Source organism: Pseudomonas sp. NFACC32-1 (genome assembly GCF_900101215.1).
Classification (GTDB): Bacteria; Pseudomonadota; Gammaproteobacteria; order Pseudomonadales; family Pseudomonadaceae; genus Aquipseudomonas.
Genome location: NZ_FMUL01000017.1, coordinates 16,924 through 38,837 on the forward strand (window position 1 = coordinate 16,924; position 21,914 = coordinate 38,837).

Genomic DNA, 21,914 nt, shown 5'->3' on the forward strand with positions numbered 1-21,914 from the left:
ATGGATTTGTTGTTACTCATGGCCAAACGTTCCTGGCGCGCCTTGTCGATCGCGACCCTGACGGGCCTGGTCTGCGGGCTGGCTGCGGCGGGCCTGATCGCCAACATCAATCACAGCCTGGAAGTGTTCGATCGGTTGCGCCCCGTGGACGGCCTGTATTTCGCCGCCCTGGTGGTGCTGGTAGCGGTCTCGCGGGTAATTTCCGATGTCAGCCTCCTGCGCCTGGGACAGGGGGCGGTGCACGATATGCGGCTGCACCTGAGCGCCAAGTTGATCGATACGCCTTATGCGCAATTGCAACGCCTGGGCAAGCATCGCCTGCTGGCGATGCTGACCGACGATACGCAAACCATCAGCCAGGCGGTGGAACTGGTCCCGATCCTGCTGGTCAACGCCGGGATCATTGCGGCCTGCCTGGGTTACCTGGGCTGGCTCAGCCTGCCCCTGCTGGGGCTGACGCTGGCGCTGATCATCCTGGGCAGCCTCAGTTTCAACTGGCCGCAACGGCGGGCCCTGACGTCGATCTCCCGAGCCCGGGAACTCAAGGATCAGTTGTTCGACCAGTACCGCCTGCTGACCGAAGGCAGCAAGGAACTGCAGCTCAACCATCCGCGCCGGCAGCATTTCTTCTCACGCCTGTTGCTACCGGTGAGCCTGCAATACCGCCGGGACTTCGTCCGTGGCATGAGCATCTATGCCTTGGTCATGAACTGGGGCAATGCGGTGTTCTACATGCTGATCGGTGTGGTGCTGTTCGCCGCGCCCCATATCATCGAACTCAGCGCCAGCCTGGTGACCGGCTACATCCTGGCCATCCTCTACATGATCACCCCGCTGTCGGAACTGATGCATGCCTTGCCCACCCTGGGCCGAGCCAGCGTCGCCCTGAACAAGATCCGGGCCCTGGAGAGCGAGATGCAAGCCGGTGGCGAAATCATCGAGACGATCCCGCCGACCCAGGTCCGCCACCTGGTCTGCCGACAGGTTGCCCACACCTACTACCGTGAACGTGAGGATGGGCATTTCACCCTGGGCCCCATCGACCTGACCCTCAATGCCGGCGAGGTGGTGTTCATCACGGGCGGCAACGGCAGCGGCAAGACCACCCTGGCGTTGTTGCTCACAGGTTTGTACCGTCCGGAAAGCGGCGACATCATACTCGACGAACAGGTGTCGTCGAGCAACGACAACCACCACTACCGGCAGCACTTCTCGGCGATCTTCACCGACTTCTGCCTGTTCGAAAACCTCTTCGACGGCGACGATCCACACCTGATGCAGCAGGCCCAGGACTATCTGGTGCAACTGCAGCTGGACCATAAAGTGCAGATCGAGGAAGGCCGGCTGACCACCCTGGCGCTCTCGACCGGACAACGCAAGCGGCTGGCCCTGCTCAGTGCCTACCTGGACGACCGCCCTTGCTACCTCTTCGACGAGTGGGCGGCCGACCAGGATCCGGTGTTCAAGCACTTCTTCTACACCCGGATCCTGCCGGACCTTCGCGAACGCGGCAAACTGCTGATCGTCATTTCCCACGACGATGCCTATTTCGGCCTGGCCGACCGTCTGATTCGCATCGAGCACGGCAAACTCAGCGAAATCGAGCCCCGTTGCGAAGAGGGCCCGACGGCGCTGGCCAAGGCGTATTCATAGGCAACAACGAAGCGGCGACGCCCCTCAGGCGTCCTCGTAGATGGAGTGCAGGTAACTCACCTGCTCGGCCAGAGGCAGGCGATGCAGCTTGGGACAGGACTCGCAGAGCACCGGTGTCTGCCCTTCGACGGGTTCGTGCAGTTGGTAATGCAGGCAGCAATGCCGACGCAACGGCAAGCATGGGCAGATCTGCGGCGCGGGGGATTCCACCATGCGTTGCAGACCCCGCAGTTTCAACCGTCCATCGTTCACCACGGCCTGTTCCAGCCAGCGGTGTGCCTCGGCGAAACCGTCCCGGCACAGGTCGGGGTCCATCCTGGCGAAGGCACCGTCCCAGATGGCGACCAGGTTGCCCCACATTATCTTCGGCGCCAGGCCACCGGCAGCGGCCAAGGTGGCGAACAGCGGCGCCATGTGCCGATGAATCAACTGCGACCAATACTCGGCACGCTCGCCGGCGGACAGCGCCGGTAGCGAGCCGGGCAAGCCGAGGGACTGGGGTTGGCCCTGTTCATGGAACAGCACCGCCTCTTCGCCCCAGAAGTCGATCCGGCCATGGCGTGTCAGCACGCAGGCGAACGTGGCGGGCAGTACGATGCTCATGTAGTTCATCGACCACTGCGAAACCACGGCGGCACGATTCACCCCCGGGTATTGCAAGGCGAAGCTGGCCAGCAACGGATTCAGCACGGCTGGGTCGGCGAGCCGGCTCAGGGCGACGGACGATTGCTCGCCGGATAGCGGCCGGACCACCCGTTTAATCGGCGGCCACGCTTGTTCAAGCCATTCTGGAAATTCGATGACGGGGCTCCCGTGGCTTTCCCAAATTAATGCAAACGATTAGCATTGGCCGATCCTATCCTCCCTCCTTTGCAAACTCAACGTCGTCAGCGACCGGGCTCACCGAAAACCACATGCACACACTCCGCAATTTCTGGCGTCTAGCGCGGCCTTTCTGGGCATCCGAAGAGAAGTATCCGGCCCTGCTGTTGCTGGCGGCCACCGTGCTGATGACCTTGTGCCTGGTGGGCGTCAACATCCTCACCAATTTCTGGAACCTGCATTTCTATAACGCCTTGCAAGCCCTGGACTACCCTGGCTTTCTGGTCGGCAGCGTGCAATTCATCCTGTTGCAGGTCGGCACCGCCGCCTTCACCGTCGGCGCCTTTCACTTCCAGCAGAAACTGACCCTGCGCTGGCGTCGCTGGGCCACGCGCAACATGCTCGATCAATGGTTGGGCGCCCAACGGTATCAGAAGCTGAAACTCACCGAGACCGAGGTGGACAACCCGGACCAGCGGATCGCCGAAGACATCGACCTGTTCATCGTCAAATCGCTGAAATTGAGCCTGGGCCTGCTGACTTCGGTGGTGTCGCTGTTCTCCTTCCTGCACATCCTCTGGCAAGCCTCCAGCCTGGTCAGCATCCCCTTCGCCGGCGATGCCGTGGTGGTCCCGGGCCTGCTGGTGTGGATCGCCCTGGTCTACGCGCTGCTGGGCACCGGCCTGGCATTCTGGTTGGGACGCGCGTTGCCCGGCCTCAATTTCATGCAACAGCGCCGCGAGGCGGATTTCCGCTTCTCCCTCATCCGCCTGCGGGAAAACGCCGACTCGGTCGCGCAGTATCGGGGCGAAGCCGTGGAAAACCAGCGCTTCAACCAACGCCTGGAAGCGGCACTGGAGAACTTCTGGGCGCTGGTGAAAAAACAGAAGCTGATCATGGGCTATTCGACCTTCTATCTGCGCAGCGCCACGGTCATCCCGATGTTCATCATGGCGCCGCAGTTCTTCTCCGGCGCCTTTCCCCTGGGCCGCCTGACCCAGATCAGCGCGGCTTTCGGCGAAGTCCACGCGGCCATTGCCTACCTGGTGGGGGTCTTCCCGGAGCTGTCGGAATGGAAATCGGTGATCGACCGGCTGGTGGGCTTCCAGGAGCGCCTGGACAACGTCCAGGTCAAGTCCAAGGTCACCCTCGGACGCCAAGCCAAGGGGCTCCACATCAAGGACCTGGACGTCTGGCTGCCGAACGGCCGACGCTTGCTCAAGGGCTTCAACCTCTCCCTGGAACCTGGCGACAGCCTGCTGATCAGCGCCCCGTCGGGCTACGGCAAGTCGACGTTGATTCGCACCGTCACCGGGCTCTGGCATCACGCCTGCGGCTCGAGTTCCTATGATCGCGAACGGGCCCTGACCCTTTCGCAGAAACCCTACCTGCCCCTGGGCAGCCTGCGCGAGGCGCTGTGGTATCCCAACCCGCCCCGCCCGGAAGAAGAGGTCAACCTGCGCCTGGCCATGGAGCAAGTCGGCCTGCAGCACCTGGGCGAGCAACTGGATGAGGATCGGGACTGGGCGCAGACCCTGAGCATCGGCGAGCAGCAACGCTGCGCCTTCGTGCGGGCGCTGATGGCTCGCCCGGCGGTTCTGTTCCTGGATGAAAGCAGTTCAGCGCTGGACGCGGAGAACGAAGCGCGCTGCTACCAGATGCTCAGGCAGGCACTGCCGGAAACCATCATGATCAGCGTCGGCCACAATGCCTCCCTGGAACGCTTCCATTGGCAAGTGCTGGAGCTGCAGAGCGAAGCGCAGTGGGCCTGCCGAAAGGTCAAGCAGGCCGTCTGAGCCAGCAGTCGTCGAGCGCGGAAGCTGCCATCTCCCGGCATCATTCGCGGGCCCCGGTCAGGACATTGGAAATCCTGCTCAGGAACGGCTCCAACCGTTCACGTGGCGCATCGTGCTCCACCACCAGGGCCGAGACCTCCTCGCAGGACGCCACCTGATAGTGAGCGATGCTGGACAGTTTCTGGTTGGTCACCGCCACCACCACCTGGCCGCTCGCGGCCACCACCGCACGCTTGAATTCCGCGTCATCCAGGCCGAACGCGGTGATGCCGTTGTCCGCATCGATGGCGCAGGCGCCGAGGAAACACAGGTCGAAACTGAACTGCTGCAACTGCCGTACAGCCGTCAAGCCGATCACCCCACCCGTGACGGGATCCAGTTGGCCGCCCAGCAAAATGACCTTGGCGCAGGGCAGCTTCATCAACTGCACCGCGATCAGCGGTGAATTGGTGCCCACGGTCAATGGCAGCCTGGGGTCGATGGCACGGGCGATGGCCAGGTTGGTCGAACCCGCATCCATGAACACGTGCTGCCCTTCACTCAGTAACGAAGCCGCCGCCTGGGCAAGTCGCCCCTTGCGCGCCGTATCCTGGCGTACCCGCACATCCATCGGCCCTTCGGCGACAGGCAACAGGATGGCGCCGCCGTAGACACGCTTGCAGAACCCCGCCGCGGCCAATGCGCTCAGGTCTCGCCGTATGGAATGCTCGGACACCTTGAACTCGCTGGCCAGATCGGCCGCGATCACCCGGCCATACAGGGCCAGGCGGTCTCTGATCAACTGTTGGCGTTCGCCGGGAAAAGCTTCTGATGATGTATTCATGGATCAACAACCCGCATAAACAAGCATAAACAAGCATAAACAAGCACAAGCGAGCAATATGCCGGTTATTGGTCTCGCCGTCAAAGCGCATGTGCGGCGTCTCGTTAGCTCTCGGCACCTGGGTGCGCCGGGCCTTCAAATCGAACTTCCGCGGCGGCCGGTGCTTCAAAACAGAAGACCACCGAAACAATTTGCAGGTAATAACCCTTCTTATTAGGTGGTTTAAAGGGCCTATGGCATCATGCCCTAGTACTTTCCCCGATGAGAGCCTTGTCTGTGTCAGTGATTCCCCTAGTGGTATGCGACGACTCCAATATGGCCCGTAAGCAGGTTCTACGGGCATTACCGGCGGACTGGCCCGTCTCCATCACCGAGGCCAGCCATGGACGCCAGGCGATGGACGCCATACGCCAGGGGCTGGGCCAGGTGGTATTGCTTGACCTGACCATGCCGGAAATGGACGGTTATCAAGTACTGAGCGCCTTGCGCGCCGAGGGACTGAAGGCCCAGGTCATCGTGATTTCCGGCGACATCCAGGAAGAAGCGGTGCGCCGCGTACATGAACTGGGCGCCCTTGCCTTTCTGAAAAAACCCTTCGACGAAAACGAGCTGCGCCAGACCCTCAGTCGCCTGGGCCTGCTGAACGGCCCCGGCCTGGTGTCGTCGCAGAATCGTTCGGCCGCCAATACCGCCATCAATTTTCACGATGCCTTTCGCGAAACGGTCAACGTGGCCATTGGTCGCGCCGCCGCGCTGATCGCCAGGGTGCTGGGGGTCTTCGTGCAGTTGCCGGTGCCGAACGTGAATATCCTGGAAGTGGGCGAGCTGCACATGGCGCTGGCCGACGCCGGCAGCTCCCAGCAACTGACCGCCATCTGCCAGGGGTTCATCGGCAGTGGCATCGCCGGCGAAGCATTGCTGATATTCCACGATTCGGAAATCGCCGATATCGCCCAGTTGATGCAGCGCCAGAGCGCCGACTACTCGGACCTGGAAATGCTCCTGGACCTTTCCAGCGTGCTGATCGGTGCATGCCTGAGCAGCATCGCCGAGCAGATCGATGTGGTGTTTTCCCAAGGCCACCCACAAGTGCTCGGTCAGCACGCCGCCATCGAGGAGCTCATCCGGGTCAACCGCACCCACTGGAAAAAGACCCTGGCGGTGGAAATCAGCTACGGCCTGGAAGGCCACGACATTCGCTTCGACCTGCTGTTGCTGTTCACGGAAGACTCCATCGAGCGGCTGACCCACAAACTCGCCTACTTGATGAGCTGAGCCATGAACAATCCTGTCGATCTGAACGAATTCCACTGGTTGCTGGCGATTGTCCAGAGCATCGATGTCGGCGTGGTGGTGCTCGACCGCGACTACCGGGTGCAAGTGTGGAACACCTTCATGGAGAACCGTTCCGGGATACAACCCAAGGACGCCCACAACCAGCATTTCTTCAGCCTGTTTCCTGAAGTCGACCGTCAATGGTTCAGTCGCAAGGTCGAAAGCGTCGCCGCCCTGGGCACGCCAGCGTTCACGGTCTGGGAGCAACGTCCATACCTGGTACGGTTCAAGAGCTACCAGCCGATCACCGGCCAGGAAGAGTACATGTTCCAGAACACCACGTTGCTGCCCCTGCGCTCGCCCGACAGCAAGATCAACCACATCTGCCTGGTGATCTACGATGTCACGGACGTCGCCACCAACCGTCATCAGCTCCAGGCCGCCAACGCGCAACTGCAGAAGCTCTCCAGCACCGACCGGCTGACCGGGCTGTACAACCGCGGCCACTGGGAAGAAAGCCTGAAAGCCGCCTTTGCCCGCTACCAGCGCTATGGCAACACTTCCAGCCTGGTGATGTTCGACATCGATCATTTCAAGCGGATCAACGACACCTACGGGCACCCGGCGGGCGACAAGGTGATCGAACAGATCGCCGCGATGGTTCGCGAGCACGTGCGTGATTCGGACATTGCCGGGCGCTATGGTGGTGAAGAATTCGGCGTGGTGCTCTCGGACACCGACAAGGTCGGCGCCGGGATGTTCGCCGAACGCCTGCGCAAGGCCGTCGAGGAAATGGACGTGCCTTACGGTGAGCAGGTCATCCGTTTCACCATCAGCCTCGGGGTGGCCGAGCTCAACCAGCCGCTGAACAGCCACGCCGACCTGATCGCCCGGGCCGACCAGGCCTTGTATACCTCCAAGAAGACCGGGCGCAACCGGGTGACAGTGTACGAGTGATGCATGTTGGGACACCCCGGATCAGGGTGTCCACCGCCCTTCAGGGCAACTTCAGCGCTACTGCACCCGGATGCTTGCTGACCAGGCTATAGGGCAGGACGCTCCACTCGACTCCACCACACGCCGCGGCGACATGGGGGAAGGAAGGCTCGATCATCAGGCCTTTGTCGGTGAAGTACCAGGATGGGAAGCGCCACGGGTCCTCCTCGCTGTACGCGCACTCTTCGTCGCTGCTCATCGGGTTCGGATAAAGCTTGAGGAACTGCGCCACCAGCCAGGGCGCGAACTCGTTGGAACGGTAGGCGGAGAAGGCCGCGAATCCGTCGGCGGATGCGTCGCTCTGACTGTCGAGTTCGTCGTAGTGCAACGGCTTGCCTTCGCCGACCCAGAGCACGTCCTCGAGCACCAGGGGCCGGCCGGTCTTCGCATCGAGATTGAGCGCAACGTTGTTGTGATCCGGATAGGGACCGCCACAACTGTACGCGGTGCCGATGTTCACGCTGATGACCGAGGGCGTCATCAGCAGCGGCTTGATCGTCTGATCGTAGGAGCTTGCCTCACCACCGGCCAGGCACCCGTAGTACCCCACCACTTCCTGCCACAGGCGCCCCAACAATTGCTGGTTGATCCGCTGCCGCTCTTCGACGCTGTAGCCCGACACCACTTCGAACAGGGTCAACTTCGTCTGCGGCTCGATCCACCATTGCAACGAGTAGCCATTGAACGTCCCGGTCTTGCCCGGCTTGAGCGTCATGCCCTGAAGACGCAGGTATTCGTAGGGCGCGCTGTCGTGGAGCCGGGCGATATAGGGCAACGTTCCGCCCGGCACATCGGCCAGCCTGGCCGGCTCGAGCTCAATCTTCAGGACCTTGCCTTTGCCACTGCGCCATTCGCCGTCAAGACCGTCGGCCGTGGTCACCAGATGAAGCTGCGGCCCCGGCGCATCGCTGTCATGCCGACGTTGGCCTTCGTCCAGCACCAGCGTCTGGCCTTGCTTCTTGCCGCTGAGCATCAGGTCCTTGCGGTACTTGCGATAGAAATAGCGGCCCTCGCCCGAACTGGAATCGAGCTCCAGTACGATCGGCATGCCCCCCAGCGTACCGGTGTAGACACGGGCCTCCTTGTCGGCCAACGGTGCGGTGGAAAAGCCTGAGCAGACCGCCATGACCCAGCCAGCCAGATAAACAGATCCTTTGGACATCGTGTCATCCTTGAAAAATGTGTGCGTCGACTTGCTAGAAATTAGCACGGTTGCGAACAAATGGAGGCCCGAGGATCGAGGCAATCAACCCTCAAGCCTGGGTGACGCCGCGCCACCCCGTCACCCGCGACTCTCCGGCATTACAGACTCGTTCGCTCACGGCGCATCGCCCGACCAGACTCTGTCGCCCCGCAGGCCGCTTGTTGAAACAAGCAGTGTTTCAAATCCATGAATTCTGCGACCATAGGCAAAAAAATGGCCAGGGAATGCAGGCCCCTCGTCTCCTTCCCTACGGGCATAACATGTCTTTCCTGTCATTTCGTAGCTTGCGCGCGCGATTCGCCGTCGTCGTCGCCCTGGTCGTGCTGGTGCTCAGCGGCATATTCGGCACCGTCATTGGCGACTCATCCGTATCCCGGCTCAAGGAACAGACCGGTCTCCAGCTGAGCGAATACGCCTATTCCATGATCGATCGCCTCGATCGCGATATGAATAGCCGTTCGAAGGCCCTCACCGTCCTGAGCAAGCTGGAGGCGTTGCGCGACTCCGCAGACCGCGCCCAAGCGCAGGCGCTGCTCAATCACCTGAGCGACCAGTTTCCCAGTTATTCCTGGATCGGGCTGACCGATGCCCGAGGCACGGTCGTGGCATCCACCGACAGCCTGCTCGAAGGCGTCGACATCTCCCATCGGCCGGTCTTCACCAATGGACGGGACAGTACCTTCGTCGGCGACGTGCATGAAGCCGTGATGCTGGCGAAGCTGCTTCCCAACCCTTCCGGCGAAGCCATGAAGTTTGTCGATATCAGCATGCCGGTCCGGGACGAAAGCGGGCATTTCATGGGCGTGCTCGCGACGCATCTCTCCTGGGAGTGGGCCGCCGAGGTGGGGCGCTCGCTCTTTGTGCCGCTGCAGAAGCGCCTCCCTGGCCTGGAGTTCCTGGTCCTGAGCAAGGACGGCACGGTGTTGCTGGGCCCTCGGGACATGATCGGCAAGCCCATCGGCCTGAAACTCGATGACGCCAAGTCCAGCTGGTCGGTGGAACGCTGGCCGGACGGCAACCTGTACGTGGCAGGCTCTGCCCAGAGCGTCGGAGTCGACGAATACGCGGGCCTGGGCTGGACGGTGGTGACTCGGCAGCCCGCCGAGGTCGCCTTTGCCCAAGCCCATGAAGTGCGCAAGGAAATCTTCATATGGGGGGTGATCCTGTCCTTGCTGTTCGCCGTGATCGGCTGGGTGGTGGCCGGCATCGTCACGGGGCCGGTGAACGCAATCGCCGATGCCGCCGCTCGCCTGTCCGAAGGTGCCGATGTGAGCATCCCATTGCTCAAGGGCAGCCGGGAAGTCGAAACCCTCAGCGCGGCGATCCGTCACCTGGTCGACAGCCTGACGCGCAAAAGAGGCCAATTGGCCGTCGTCGAAGGCATTGCCTATCGCGACGTGGTTACCGGGCTGCCGAACCGGGCGGCCCTCGACAAGTACGTCCAGGCTGTACGCAGCGAGGCTGGGGCATCGCCTGACTTCGGCGTCCTGTGCGTGGACCTGGACGGATTCAAGCCGGTCAATGACCGCTTCGGCCATGCCGTTGGCGATGCGCTGTTGCGGGAAGTCGGCATCCGGCTCATGACGGCCGTACGCGAAGGCGATATCGCCGTCCGCCATGGCGGGGATGAGTTCGTGCTCCTGCTGCGCGTGCGCACGGCAGACCCCTTGGCCAGCATGCAAGGCGCCGCCGAACGGATCATCGCGAAGCTGGCCGAACCGGTGGTCCTGGACGGGGAAGCCATCGGCATCGGTTGCAGCATTGGCGGAGCATTGTGGACCACCGGCGCGTTCACCGAGGCCTTGGCCCAGGCCGACGAGGCCCTCTACCAGGCCAAGCGGGCGGGCAAGTCGCAGGCGAAGTTCCATGGAACTATGCTCGCGCCGACGACAAAAGCCGAGGCCTGAACGTAGCGCACACGTGACGCGGACGCGAAGTGCCCGGCCGATTGCTTTATCATGTGCGCCATTTCCTTTGCGACCCGATGGAACGATCATGACTTTCGATTTCGACACAGTATTCGACCGCCACGGCACCGGCAGTACCAAGTGGAGTCGCTATCCGGCCGACGTGCTGCCGATGTGGGTGGCCGATATGGACTTCCCCGCCCCGCCGGTGGTCATCGATGCACTGCGCAAACGCCTGGAACATCCGATGCTGGGTTACAGCGTGGCCCAGGACAACCTGCGGGCGGCCATCGTGACGGATCTGTGGAATAAATATGCCTGGCGCGTGGAGCCCCAGCAGATCGTGTTCCTGCCGGGGGTCGAGCCGGGCTTCAACATGGCCCTGCACGCCCTGGTGGAGGCGGACCAGAACGTGGTGGTGCAGGTGCCCAACTATCCGCCGCTGCGCAATGCCCCGGGCCACTGGAACCTGAACAAGGTGGAGCTGCCGTTCGAGCCGCTCGACGGCCAATTCCATACGCCCCTGGCGGCACTGCGCGATGCCCTGCAAGGTGGCGGCGCACTGTTGCTGAGCAATCCCCACAACCCGTTGGGCAAGGTGTTCGCCCGGGAAGAACTCGAAGCCGTGGCGCGCACCTGCCTGGAGCAGAACGCCTGGATCATCTCCGACGAGATCCATGCCGAACTGTGTTTCGACGGCCGCGTGCACATTCCCACCGCCTCCCTGAGCCCGGCTATCGCCGAGCGCACCATCACCCTGATGTCGGCCAGCAAGGCCTTCAACATCGCCGGCTTGAAAACCTCGTTCGCCATTATCCAGGACGCCAAGGTCCGCGAACGGGTCAACAATGCCCGGGCAGGCATGGTGGACAGCGTCAACGCCATGGGTCTGGAGGCCACACGCGCCGCCTACAGCGAAGCGGGCCCCTGGCTCGAAGCCCTCAAGGCGTACCTGCAGGCCAACCGCGATTACCTGGTGGATGCGGTCAATACCCGGCTGCCCGGTATCACCATGACCGTTCCCCAAGGCACTTACCTGGCCTGGCTGGATTGTTCGGCGCTGGGATTGGACAATCCCCACGCGTTCTTCCTCGACGAGGCCAGGGTAGGCCTCAGCGCCGGGCTGGATTTCGGCGACGATGCCGGGCAATTCGTGCGCCTGAACTTCGGCTGTCCGCGGGCACTGCTGGAAGAAGGTATCGCCCGGATGGAGCGCAGCCTGAAAGCCAGGGGCTGATCGTTAGAGGGCCGTCGTGCTGGAATAGGCCGAATGGCCAGGGCTGCTGCCCAGCCCTGGCCCCGCGCGGGCCCCGTCGCACCGATGCCGACTATTCGCGCATGTCCGGGGTGTGCACGAAGCACAGCTTGTTACCTTCCGGGTCCCGGCAATACGCGCCGAAATATCCTTGCGAATACTGCGGACGCAGCCCCGGTGGGCCTTCGTCGTGCCCACCCATGGCGATGGCCAGTTCCCAGGCGGCGCGCACGGTCTGCGGTGAGTCGGCGGCGAAGCTGACTTGCATGCCGTTGCCCCAGGTCGCGGGCAGGCCATTGAACGGCAACTGCACGAACACCTGGGGCCAGCGTTTTCCGGGTTGATGCCAGCCTTCTCCCGGCGGGCCCGAATCGTCCTCGCTTTCCATGCGCACCAACCCCAGGCAGCCAAGGACTGCATCGTAGAACGCGATCATTTTCGGCAGGTCGCGCGCGCCGATCTGTATGTGGCTGAACACTTCCATCTCCCGGTTGGATGCGCATGGCCGTTGGATGACGCCTGTTCCAAGGCGTTCATTGCCGTTGATGAGCGGTCGCCGAAACGTCCCGCGCCACGCTCATCGACCGACGCGATGATCCGACCGAACTCTGGCCGAAGGCAGGCAGTCCACCCTGCAACGCAACTTCAACCTGCCTTGGAGAACGACAATGGCCGACTACCCTTTCCCACCTTTTCCGAAACAGAGCCAACCGGTACCCGGTACACAGCGCAAGATGGATCCGTACCCGGACTGCGGCGAACAGAGCTACACCGGCTCCGGGCGCCTGGCCAACAAGATTGCCCTGATCACCGGAGCCGACAGCGGCATCGGTCGCGCCGTGGCGATTGCCTTCGCCCGGGAAGGCGCGGACGTGGCCATCGCCTACCTGGACGAACACGAAGACGCCAGGGAGACCGCCCGCTGGGTCGAACAGGCCGGCCGCCAATGCCTGTTGCTGCCAGGGGACCTCGCGGACAAGGCGCAATGTCGCAAGACGGTTGACGAGACCGTGGCCCGCTTCGGGCATATCGACATCCTGGTCAACAACGCCGCCTTCCAGATGACCCACGAGAACCTGGAAGACATTCCAGATGAAGAATGGGTTCGCACCTTCGATATCAACATCACCGCGATGTTCAGGATCTGCCAGGCAGCCGTGCCGCACATGAAGGCCGGTGGCTCGATCATCAATACCAGTTCGGTCAACTCCGACATGCCCAAGCCGACCTTGCTGGCCTACGCCACGACCAAGGGCGCCATCGCCAACTTCACCGGTGGCCTGGCACAGATGCTCGGCCCTAAGGGCATCCGTGTGAACAGCGTGGCGCCAGGGCCGATCTGGACGCCGCTGATCGTGGCGACCATGCCCGAGCAAGAGGTGCAGAATTTCGGCTCCCAGACACCCCTGGGCCGTCCGGGCCAGCCGGTGGAAGTGGCGCCGATCTATGTACTGCTGGCATCGGATGAGTCCAGCTATATTTCCGGGTCCCGCTATGGCATTACCGGCGGCAAACCGATGCTCTGAAGCTGCGGCGGTACGGGCGAGGAAGCTTATCCCTCGCCCGTCAGGACGGCTCCTTGGGGATCACCGATATTTTCCCGTTGCGCTCGATGATCGCGAACTTGATCTGCGCCAGGGTCTCGATGCCCTGGCTCGAACGCGCCGCTTCCATGATGTCTTCCTCTATCAGCCGCGCATGCCGCATGCGCCCCCGCAGGAGCCGGCCATCCTCGACGATCACGGTCGGGCCGCCATCGATCAGCCGTGACACCCAACTGGAACGCTGCTTGAGCAGCGACAGCCCCACGTCGATGGCGATAAGCGTCACGATCACCATCAGCGCATTGGTCAACGAGAAGTCATCCCCCAGCAGGGCCTGCTGGGTCGCCTCGCCAATGATCATCAGCAGCACGAAGTCGAAAGTGGTGATGTCCGCCAGGGAACGACGGCCGGCGATCTTGAACAGCACCATCAATGCCAGGTACATCACAGCGGCCCGCAGCACCGAATCCATACGTCACCTACGGAAAAATGAATTGATCGAAACTCACCGCCACGCCACCGGGCATGGCGATGCGACTGTGGTACGTACCCAGTCCCTCGCTGAGCAAGGACAGGTGAAGACTCGCCTCGCCCCGGGCATCGGCCCGGACCCAGAGTTTCATACCTGGCCCCGCGCTTGCCGAACGCACAGGCTGGGGCTGTAGCGTCTGCACGTCGAACCCATCCATCCAGTCACCGCCCAGCTCCACCTCCAACAAGGCATCCGGCTGGCCCTTGAGCTGCAGGATCATGGGATGGGTGGAGCCGTTGCGATGAAACAACTCGTAGCTGACCCTCAGCCGGCCATCGCTGCTCTGTGCCTCACGGCTGCTCAGGGGGCCCCGGGAAAACAGCCCCGCCAGCGTCAGGATCACCAAGAGCACCAGCACGTACCAACCCACGCGCTCGAAGCGCCAGACCTTGAGCTGGTAGGCCATGTCTTCACGTACCGGAAATACCCGATTGTGGAAATCGTCGGGCTCGGTGTTTTCGTTCATGCACGCCTCCTGCCTGCTACCTGCGCTCTCCCGCCAAGGCGCGCTGGTGGAAGTGTCGCAACTGCAGGAGCGCATGCTCGGCAGCCCATAGCTGGACCTGGCTGCGCGTACCGAAAAAACGCTCCTGGCGACTGAACAGCGCCCGTTGGCCCTGGATATCGAAGGCCCAGGCAAAACATACGGTGCCGGCGGGAATCCCGTCCATGTCGTCGGGGCCGAGGATGCCAGTGGTGGCGACCGAAACATTGGCATTGGCGTCATGCAAGGCGCCCAAGGCCATTTCCTCGGCTACTTCGCGACTGGTGAGGTTGAAGGTATCGATGGTGCGGGGGTTGACCCCCAGCAGCCGTTGTTTCGCCTCGGGGGAATAGACCACATAGCCGCTTTCGATCAACGAACCGCTGCCCGGCAGCTCGGCCAGCAGCGTGACGATCTGGCCGGCGGTACAGGATTCGGCAGTGGTCAGGCGCAGGTTGTGGTCACGCAGATAAGCAACCAGTGAATGAGCGACAGTCATGGCACATGGGTCCTTCAGGAGATCTGATGGGTTGACCGCCGTCGCCGTCATTCATTCCCTTTGATCGCATCGCCGCCTGTGAGCAGCAAATAAATGAAACCCCAGGGAAATCCCGCACCTCAAAACCACATGGGCCTCACGCAGAGGCTGTCTCGATAGGAGGTCGTCATGTCAGCACCCCTCGTCAAGCTGTTCACCCATCCCGAGTTCGCCTGGAAAGACATCCGCGAACAGGAACAGGCTCATCCGAGCCATTACCTCGGCCACCTGCTGCTATTGGCCCTGATCCCTACGGTGTGCCTGTTCATCGGCACCACCTGGACCGGCTGGAGCCTGGCCGAGAACGAAACCGTACGCCTCAACAGTGCCAGCGCCTTGCAGCTGTGCGTGCTGCTGTACCTGACCATCGTGGCGGGCGTGGTGCTCATGGGCGCGTTCATCCGCTGGATGTCGCGTACTTTCGAGGCCCGTCCCACGCTCAACCAATGCATCGGGTTTGCGGCCTATACCGCCACGCCCTACTTTCTCGCCGGTCTGATGGGCCTCTACCCCAACCGTTGGCTGGCGGCCATTGTACTGTTGGCGGCGTCGGCCTACGCGACCTTCCTGTTGTTCGTTGGCCTGCCCAGGTTCATGAACCTGAAGAAGGAGCAAGGCTTGCTGTATTCGGCCAGTGTCTGGGGCGTGGGGCTGCTGGTCCTGGTGACCATCCTGGTGGAAATGATCCTGTTCTGGTTCAACGTGCTGCAGCCTGAGTACCTGCGCTTCCCGGCGGGCTGAGGATCATTTGCCCGCCTTCTTCATGCCGATCCGCCGACGCATGTCGGCGGTGATGCTCTGGCGGGTTTTCCTGAGTTCGGTCCAGGGTTCATGACCCACCTCGGCGAGGCGTTCGTGAACGTTGTGGATGTTCCACAGGTTTGCCCCCTTGAGCTCGGCCACCTCTTCGCGATAGATCGGCACGGACACCGGCAACCCTTCCCGGGTGCGGGCGGCGTAGGCACAGATGGTGGTGGCACCGAGGCCGTTGCGCAGGTAATCGATGAAGATCCGCCCTACCCGGTTCTTCGGCCCGGACACCGCGGAGAAACGGTCCGGCAGCAACTTCGCCATGTGGCTGACGATGGCGTGGCTGAAGCCCTTCACCTCGTCCCAACCCGCTTTGCGCGTCAATGGCACCACCACATGGATGCCTTTGCCGCCGCTGGTCTTGAGAAACGCCTTCAGGCCCAGCTCATCGAGCACCGACAGGGTCAGCTGCGTGGCCTCCACCATGCTTTTCCAGGGCAGCGCCGGATCCGGGTCAAGGTCCAGGACGAAGCGATCAGGCTTGTCCAGGTCCACCGTCGTTGCGTTCCAGGTGTGCAGTTCCACCGTGCTCATCTGCACCGCGCCGATCAACGCTTCGGGGTTGTTGATGATCATCACCGGGTGTCCGGTGACTGATTTGTCCAGGCTCGTGATGCCCGGAATGGCCAGGCGCTCGGCGTTTTTCTGGAAAAACAGTTCGCCGGCGATGCCATCCGGCGCCCGCACCAGTGCCACGGGACGCTCGGCCAATTCCGGCAGGATGAATTCGGCGACGCTGGCGTAATACTCGGCCAACTGCAGCTTGGTGGTGCCGCTGGTGGCGTCGATGATCCGGTCCGGGTGGGTGATGCGGACCTTGCCCTCCATGCCCTGGGCTGCCGACGCCTTGGCCTTGCCTTTCGCCTTGGGTTTGTCTGGCGCACGAGCGGGAGCGCTCTGGGCCTCGGCAGCCTTGGCCTTCTTCGTGTCGGCTGATTTCTTCACCGGTCTGGCCTTCTCCTGGGTGATGTCCTTGGCCGGTTTGTCGTTGCGCAAACCATGGAACACCGCGTGTCGCACCGAACCTTCCTTGGTCATTTCGGCGAACGCCACTTCGGCCAGCAAGCTGGGTTCGAGCCAATGCACGCCCTTGGCCTCGTAGCCGGTGGGCGGATTCACCACCGCGGTTTTTTTCGTCTCAAGGGGCAATAGCTGCTGGTAGATGCTCTTGAGGGTGGTTTCGTTAAAGCCCGTGCCCACTTTGCCGGCGTAGCGCAACTCACCGCTGTCGGCGTCATGCAGCCCCAGCAGCAGCGCACCGAAGGCACTGCGTGCACCCTTGGGCTCGCTGAAGCCCACCACTACGAACTCCTGGCGATTCTTGCACTTGAGCTTGATCCAGTCGTTGCTGCGCCGGGACACGTAGGCGCTGCCCATTCGCTTGCCGATCAACCCTTCCATGCGCATCTGGCAGGCGCTGTTGAGCAGGGCTTCGGGCGTTTCCTCGAAGGCATCGGAAAAGTGCAGCAGCGGGTCTCGATTGCGTTCGAGCACCGCCGCCAGCGCCGCGCGCCGCTCCTGCACCGGCACTTTGCGCAAGTCCATGCCATTGAGATAAGGCAGGTCGAACAGGTAATAGGCGATCTTGCCGCTGCTGCCCGCATCGAAGGCGTTCTGCAGGGCCTGGAAGTCCGGTACTCCATCCTCGTTGGCCACCACCATTTCCCCATCGAGCCAGGCCGACTCCAGCCCCAGCCCGGCCAGGGCCTCGGCCTGGCGTGGCAATTTATGGGTCCAGTCATGGCCGTTGCGGGTGATCAGGCGAACGTCGCCGTCTTCGATACGGGCCATGACCCGGTAGCCGTCGAACTTGATCTCGTAGAGCCATTCGCCGTCGGGAGCGCTTTGCACCAACGTCGCCAGTTCCGGCTTGAGAGTCTTCGGGATCGGCCCCGGGACCGCGCCACTGAGAGTGGTACCGGAAGCTTTTTTCGACGGCTTTGGCGGGGAGGCTTTTTCCGGCTGTTTCACGGCCTTGGCAGCGGCGGCCTTGCCACGACGCTTGGGTACGATGGTACGGTCGCTGAGCACGCTGTCGGGCTCGGCCTGCACCACGTCGTATTCGCTTTGCGGGCGGGCCGCTTCGTCCTGATGCTTGATCAAGAACCACTGCTCCTGCTTGCCGGGCATGTGAGTGCGTACCAGGTTCCACAGGCCGGCGAGCTTCTCGCCTTGCAACTCGAACTTGAGTCGGCCCTTTTCGTAGGCCTCGTGGGGATCGCCCTGGGGAATCCATACGCCCCGATCCCAGACAATGACATCGCCAGCACCGTAGTGCCCTTCCGGAATGCTGCCCTCGAACGTCGCATAGTCCAGCGGGTGGTCTTCGACATGCACCGCCAGGCGCTTGGCCTTGGGGTCCAGGGACGGGCCCTTGGGCACCGCCCAGCTCTTGAGCGCACCGTCCAGTTCAAGCCGGAAGTCGTAATGCAGGCGCGTGGCGTCGTGCTTCTGGATACAGAACTGCAGGGCGTGGGCCGCCTTCTTCGCTCGACGCGAGCGCTTCGCCGCCGGCTCCGGGGTGGCGGCGAAATCGCGCATGCGGTTGTAGTCGTCGAGGGTCTTGCTGGCCATCATGCACCTGCGGCCTGGGGCAATTGCGGGCTGGCAACAGGCAGCCCGGCGGTTTCCGAGAGCAGTTGATCGACGACCCGGCCCAAGGCCTGCTCGATGGAGTCCCCCAGCAACAGCCCCTGTTCGTAGAGCACCACCTGCCGGTCGGCGCTGGTGCCTTCCTGGACGATGCGTCGAGCCTGCTTGAATACGTCCTGGACCCCGAGTGCAGCGGCGGTGTCGCCGAAGGTCTGTTCGGCCATGGTCAACCATTCACCGATGAGCACCGGTTGCTCCTGGCCTTCGATGATGAACTCCGCCAGGATGCCGTGGCGCTTGGCCCGCAAGCGGTTTTCCTTGAGGATCCATTGGGACATCTGGCTGTACCGGGCACCTGGCTTGGGTTGGGCCGCGGCATGGGCCACCATCAGGCGAAACAGCGAGACCAGGCAGAGCACATCCTCGACCCGGGGACAGGCATCGCAGATCCGCAGCTCCAGGGTCGGATAGCGGGACGAAGGCCGTATCACCCACCAGCAATCGCTGGCCTGACGAATCGAGCCGGTGCGCATGAGCAGGTCGACGTAGCTGGCGAAAGCCGATTCGTTCTCGAAATATTCCGGCACCCCCATCCGTGGCCACTCATCGCAGGCGACCTGACGATAGCTGCTGAAGCCACTGTAGGCCCCATTCCAGAACGGTGACGATGCGCTCAAGGCCAGGAACATCGGCAGCCAGGGCAGGACCTCGTTCATCACCTTGACCCGGTCCCGATCGGCCGGCACCTCCACGTGCACATGCAAGCCCGACAGCACGCTGCGCCGCGCCACCCGCTGGTAGTCGTCGAACAATTGCTGGAAATGCAGTTCATCGGTGGGCTGCAGGTCCTGGGTCGCCATGGGGTGCGAACCGGCGCTGAGCAGCCCCAGCCCATAAGGCGCCAGGCGCTGGGTCAACCCGGCGCGTACCTGGGCCAGGAAATCGGCGGCCTCGGGCAGGCTGCGAAAGATGGGCGACGCCATCTCGATCTGGCTCTGGAACATCTCATGGGCGAAATGCTTGCCCAACTCGGTCCGGCAAGCCGCGACGGCGGCCGCCGACGGTTGCCCGGGCATGCTGCGGGTTTGCAGGTCGGTGAGGAAATATTCTTCTTCAATGCCGAACTTCAGACGCCTGTTCATCGATGATCCCTCCGGTTCCCGCGCCAATGCGGGTTACAACCAACGCCACCACGGCGATCCTTTCCACGTCCTGATACCCCGGTGTCAGCAATTCCTCGCCAAAGACATCCGGGTCCAATTCCTTGTAGGTCCAGCCAAATTGCGCCGAGTCGCGCCACGCACCCAGAGCCTCCAGGAACGGATCGCGACCGTCGACCATCGCCACACCGGTATAGAGCACCAGCGAACCGCCGGGGCGCAGGCGCGGCAAGGCCTGTTCGACGATGCGCAGCGACAGGCCGGCGCCCAGAGCCCCGCCACCATGGCGATAGGCACGCTCGTCCGGATCGGCCATGTAGGGCGGGTTGGCGACGATCAGGTCGAAGTCGCCCTCCACGTCCTTGAGCAGATCGCTGTGGGCGATCTCGATATTACCCACCTCCGCCAGTGCCGCATTGACCGCGCTCAGGCGCAGGGCCAATGGATTGATGTCCAGCGCCAACACCTGCGCCTCGCGCCGGGCCCGAGCGATCACGATCGCGCCGACCCCGGCGCCGCAGCCGATGTCCACCGCCCGATGCACCGCAGTGAAGTTCTGTTGCAGGTGCGCATGGATCAACTGGGCGAAACGATAGCTGTCTGGCCCGAAGAACACCGCATCGTTGGCCTGGGTCGGAAACCGGGAGTGGGCGAAAAGCATCCCGTCCAGGCTCGACCAGCGAACCCGGCTGTACAGCAGACCGTCGCGCGCTTCCAGCACCTGCGCATCCTGCAACTGGCGCTGCTCGTCGGCGGAAATCAGCCCCGGCGCAAACGGCCGCGACCAGCCGAACACATCCCGCAGCGTCCTGGAGCGTTCGTTGCCGGGCCGCTGGTTGACCCGCTCGTGGGTCAACGGCGTCGGCGTGATGAAACGATAGCCGTCCGCTTGCAGGCGGCGGCCAAGCTGCAGTAGCGCCAGGTCGGGCTCGGACAGGCGTTCTTCCTGATTCATGCAGGGCTCCTAGCGAAGTACGGATTTGAGTTCGATGAACCGTCGGGTGGCCAGCAGACCCGCCGGATGACTGTGGCGATGGGCCGATAGCCAGGGCATCAGGATCTGCATCTGCTCATCGGCGGCCTTGCCCCGCAGGGCCTGTTGCAGGTTCTGGACATCGGGATCTTCCACCGGCATCGGCGGCTCGCAGGCAGCCCCCTGGTTGCGGCGTGGAGTACTGCGGCCGCCCTCGGGCTGCCAGTCGCCGGCGATCCAATCGTGCAGCAACTGTTTTTCGTAGGGGCTGAAGACCCCGAACATGGCCGCGCCGGCCCCTTCGATCAGGGTCCAGAAGCGGCTGTTGCGTGGGTCTTCGTGGCGCTTGATCCAGCCCTTGTTCTGCAGTGCCTGGAGGAACCCTTGCAGTTGCCCGGGCCTGGAGAGCCATTGGTTGACGGTCTTGCCTTCGAACTTGCAGTAATCGGAATGCATGTGCTGGCCGAACGGGCGCTTGCGTTCCAGCATGTCCAGCACTTCACGCTCCAGGTCGAACGACTCGATGATCGCCCTGCTGCCCTGTCCCAGGTCGTTGAGGCGATAGCCCAGGGTGACCCGTCGCCAGAAAGCCTCGCGGTCGGCTTCCATCGGCATCAATTGCAGCAGCGCTTGCACGGCCTTGTAGGCGTGGCCGGTGCTGGCGTTGTCGATGGTGACGTGCAGGGTGAAATAATACGGGTCGATCTCCAGCTCGCTCAGCTCGTAGGCGCTGATCAGCAGGTGCAGGGGCAGTTGTTCGTAACCCAGGTTGTAGCCGATGACTTCCGGCAGGTAATCGTCGCCGGCATGACCCAAGGCCAGTTGCACCGCACCCTGCAGGTAGAGTTCATCGTCGATCTGCGGGGCATCCGCCAGCCCGTGTTCGGCCAGCAGCTTGCGATAGATCACCACGTGGTTCTGCGCCGGGTTGCCATCTCCCAGTTCTTCCAGGTAGGTACACAACAGCCCTTCGAAGCGGTGGTCATGCCAATGCTTGAGCACTGCGTAGAGCCAGGCGCCGTCCACCAGCTTGGTGGGCGCGACAGCCTGCAGAAAGTACAAGGCATGGGCCTTGCTGCCGAAGAACTCCCGCGCACCGCCGCCTTTGCGACGTTCCAGGTAATCGGCATATTGCCGGGCCACGCCAGCGCTGTGCTGTTCGACCCAGGCATGCAAGGCTGTAGGGTCGTCGGGCATTTGCTGAGGCAACGCCGCGGCTTTTTCCAGGCATGGCTGGAGGAAGGCCTGGGCGGCGGCTTGCTTGTCGCCGTCGTCGGGGTCTTGGAGCAACCGTTCGTAGCATTGGCGTACGCTCCCGGCCTGGGGGAACGGTGCATCTGCAAGCGGGTGTCCGGTGGCAGGCCGGTGGAGGGATGTCAGCGCAGTCATAAGGGCCTCATGTATGGTCGGCAGGACGCTGAACCAGCACGTCTCTTTCATTGCAGAGCGCTTGGCACGACGAAAAATTCCCTCCGGTTGAACGGCCGCCGGATAAACGGAACCGTATCGCCCCCCCACGCCTCGAATGAATGACAGGCCGCCTTGAACCG

The 21,914-nt window shown here is 62.8% G+C and carries 19 protein-coding genes; 8 read left to right on the plus strand and 11 right to left on the minus strand.

Going from position 1 to position 21,914, the window contains the following annotated elements; genetic code table 11:
* Complete coding sequence (locus BLP99_RS21955; RefSeq protein WP_072431190.1) at nt 1-1,653, plus strand: cyclic peptide export ABC transporter; 1,653 nt, start codon at nt 1-3, stop codon at nt 1,651-1,653.
* Nucleotides 1,654-1,677: 24 nt separating this feature from the next.
* On the opposite strand, the gene fhuF is transcribed toward BLP99_RS21955, so the two are convergent.
* The gene (gene fhuF, locus BLP99_RS21960; protein WP_083526384.1) at nt 1,678-2,367 is read right to left on the minus strand and encodes a siderophore-iron reductase FhuF; all 690 of its coding nucleotides are present in this window, start codon (nt 2,365-2,367) and stop codon (nt 1,678-1,680) included.
* A gap of 200 nt (nt 2,368-2,567) precedes the next feature.
* Here fhuF and BLP99_RS21965 point away from each other — a divergent pair, with 200 nt between their 5' ends.
* Complete coding sequence (locus BLP99_RS21965) at nt 2,568-4,271, plus strand: ABC transporter ATP-binding protein/permease (protein ID WP_092181730.1); 1,704 nt, start codon at nt 2,568-2,570, stop codon at nt 4,269-4,271.
* A gap of 40 nt (nt 4,272-4,311) precedes the next feature.
* On the opposite strand, the gene BLP99_RS21970 is transcribed toward BLP99_RS21965, so the two are convergent.
* Nucleotides 4,312-5,094, minus strand: a complete 783-nt coding sequence (locus BLP99_RS21970; RefSeq protein ID WP_072398485.1) for a DeoR/GlpR family DNA-binding transcription regulator — start codon at nt 5,092-5,094, stop codon at nt 4,312-4,314.
* Nucleotides 5,095-5,355: 261 nt separating this feature from the next.
* Here BLP99_RS21970 and BLP99_RS21975 point away from each other — a divergent pair, with 261 nt between their 5' ends.
* Both BLP99_RS21975 and BLP99_RS21980 read left to right on the plus strand, forming a co-directional pair.
* Nucleotides 5,356-6,369, plus strand: a complete 1,014-nt coding sequence (locus BLP99_RS21975; protein WP_072398484.1) for a response regulator — start codon at nt 5,356-5,358, stop codon at nt 6,367-6,369.
* Nucleotides 6,370-6,372: 3 nt separating this feature from the next.
* On the plus strand, nt 6,373-7,326 hold the full coding sequence (locus tag BLP99_RS21980) for a sensor domain-containing diguanylate cyclase (RefSeq protein ID WP_072398483.1): 954 nt from the start codon (nt 6,373-6,375) through the stop codon (nt 7,324-7,326).
* A gap of 40 nt (nt 7,327-7,366) precedes the next feature.
* Here the strand turns inward: BLP99_RS21980 and BLP99_RS21985 are convergent, their stop codons facing one another.
* Nucleotides 7,367-8,527, minus strand: coding sequence for a hypothetical protein (locus tag BLP99_RS21985; protein ID WP_092181733.1), 1,161 nt, complete (start codon nt 8,525-8,527; stop codon nt 7,367-7,369).
* A gap of 302 nt (nt 8,528-8,829) precedes the next feature.
* Here BLP99_RS21985 and BLP99_RS21990 point away from each other — a divergent pair, with 302 nt between their 5' ends.
* Together BLP99_RS21990 and BLP99_RS21995 are read left to right on the plus strand one after the other, a co-directional pair.
* On the plus strand, nt 8,830-10,476 hold the full coding sequence (locus tag BLP99_RS21990) for a diguanylate cyclase domain-containing protein (protein WP_076406956.1): 1,647 nt from the start codon (nt 8,830-8,832) through the stop codon (nt 10,474-10,476).
* Between the two features lie 88 nt (nt 10,477-10,564).
* Nucleotides 10,565-11,713 carry a MalY/PatB family protein gene (locus BLP99_RS21995; RefSeq protein ID WP_072398480.1) on the plus strand — a complete coding sequence of 383 codons (1,149 nt, stop codon included), beginning with the start codon at nt 10,565-10,567 and terminating at the stop codon, nt 11,711-11,713.
* Nucleotides 11,714-11,804: 91 nt separating this feature from the next.
* On the opposite strand, the gene BLP99_RS22000 is transcribed toward BLP99_RS21995, so the two are convergent.
* Complete coding sequence (locus BLP99_RS22000) at nt 11,805-12,209, minus strand: VOC family protein (protein WP_092181797.1); 405 nt, start codon at nt 12,207-12,209, stop codon at nt 11,805-11,807.
* Between the two features lie 190 nt (nt 12,210-12,399).
* On the opposite strand from BLP99_RS22000, the gene BLP99_RS22005 reads away from it, so the two are divergent.
* Nucleotides 12,400-13,257: an SDR family oxidoreductase gene (locus BLP99_RS22005; RefSeq protein WP_072398478.1), complete on the plus strand. Its 858-nt coding sequence runs from the start codon at nt 12,400-12,402 to the stop codon at nt 13,255-13,257.
* A gap of 40 nt (nt 13,258-13,297) precedes the next feature.
* Here the strand turns inward: BLP99_RS22005 and BLP99_RS22010 are convergent, their stop codons facing one another.
* The 3 genes from BLP99_RS22010 to BLP99_RS22020 are packed head-to-tail and all read right to left on the minus strand — an operon-like array spanning nt 13,298 to nt 14,790.
* Nucleotides 13,298-13,747, minus strand: a complete 450-nt coding sequence (locus BLP99_RS22010; protein ID WP_072398477.1) for a DUF421 domain-containing protein — start codon at nt 13,745-13,747, stop codon at nt 13,298-13,300.
* 7 nt (nt 13,748-13,754) lie between these two features.
* Nucleotides 13,755-14,273 (minus strand): hypothetical protein, encoded by a 519-nt coding sequence (locus BLP99_RS22015; RefSeq protein WP_072398476.1) that lies wholly within the window; start codon nt 14,271-14,273, stop codon nt 13,755-13,757.
* 16 nt (nt 14,274-14,289) lie between these two features.
* Nucleotides 14,290-14,790 carry a CinA family protein gene (locus BLP99_RS22020; RefSeq protein ID WP_092181736.1) on the minus strand — a complete coding sequence of 167 codons (501 nt, stop codon included), beginning with the start codon at nt 14,788-14,790 and terminating at the stop codon, nt 14,290-14,292.
* 168 nt (nt 14,791-14,958) lie between these two features.
* Between BLP99_RS22020 and BLP99_RS22025 the strand changes: the two genes are divergently transcribed.
* Nucleotides 14,959-15,570, plus strand: coding sequence for a Yip1 family protein (locus BLP99_RS22025; protein WP_072398474.1), 612 nt, complete (start codon nt 14,959-14,961; stop codon nt 15,568-15,570).
* A gap of 3 nt (nt 15,571-15,573) precedes the next feature.
* Here the strand turns inward: BLP99_RS22025 and ligD are convergent, their stop codons facing one another.
* From ligD to BLP99_RS22045, 4 genes are read right to left on the minus strand one after another with little or no spacing between them, the layout of a single operon-like run.
* Nucleotides 15,574-18,213 carry a DNA ligase D gene (ligD, locus tag BLP99_RS22030; RefSeq protein ID WP_092181739.1) on the minus strand — a complete coding sequence of 880 codons (2,640 nt, stop codon included), beginning with the start codon at nt 18,211-18,213 and terminating at the stop codon, nt 15,574-15,576.
* On the minus strand, nt 18,213-19,373 hold the full coding sequence (locus tag BLP99_RS22035; RefSeq protein WP_076406953.1) for a carboxylate-amine ligase: 1,161 nt from the start codon (nt 19,371-19,373) through the stop codon (nt 18,213-18,215). The genes ligD and BLP99_RS22035 overlap by 1 nt, the downstream gene beginning before the upstream one ends.
* Nucleotides 19,345-20,346, minus strand: coding sequence for a methyltransferase (locus BLP99_RS22040; protein WP_072398471.1), 1,002 nt, complete (start codon nt 20,344-20,346; stop codon nt 19,345-19,347). The genes BLP99_RS22035 and BLP99_RS22040 overlap by 29 nt, the downstream gene beginning before the upstream one ends.
* A gap of 9 nt (nt 20,347-20,355) precedes the next feature.
* Complete coding sequence (locus BLP99_RS22045) at nt 20,356-21,753, minus strand: iron-containing redox enzyme family protein (protein WP_092181742.1); 1,398 nt, start codon at nt 21,751-21,753, stop codon at nt 20,356-20,358.
* Nucleotides 21,754-21,914 lie beyond the last annotated feature (161 nt).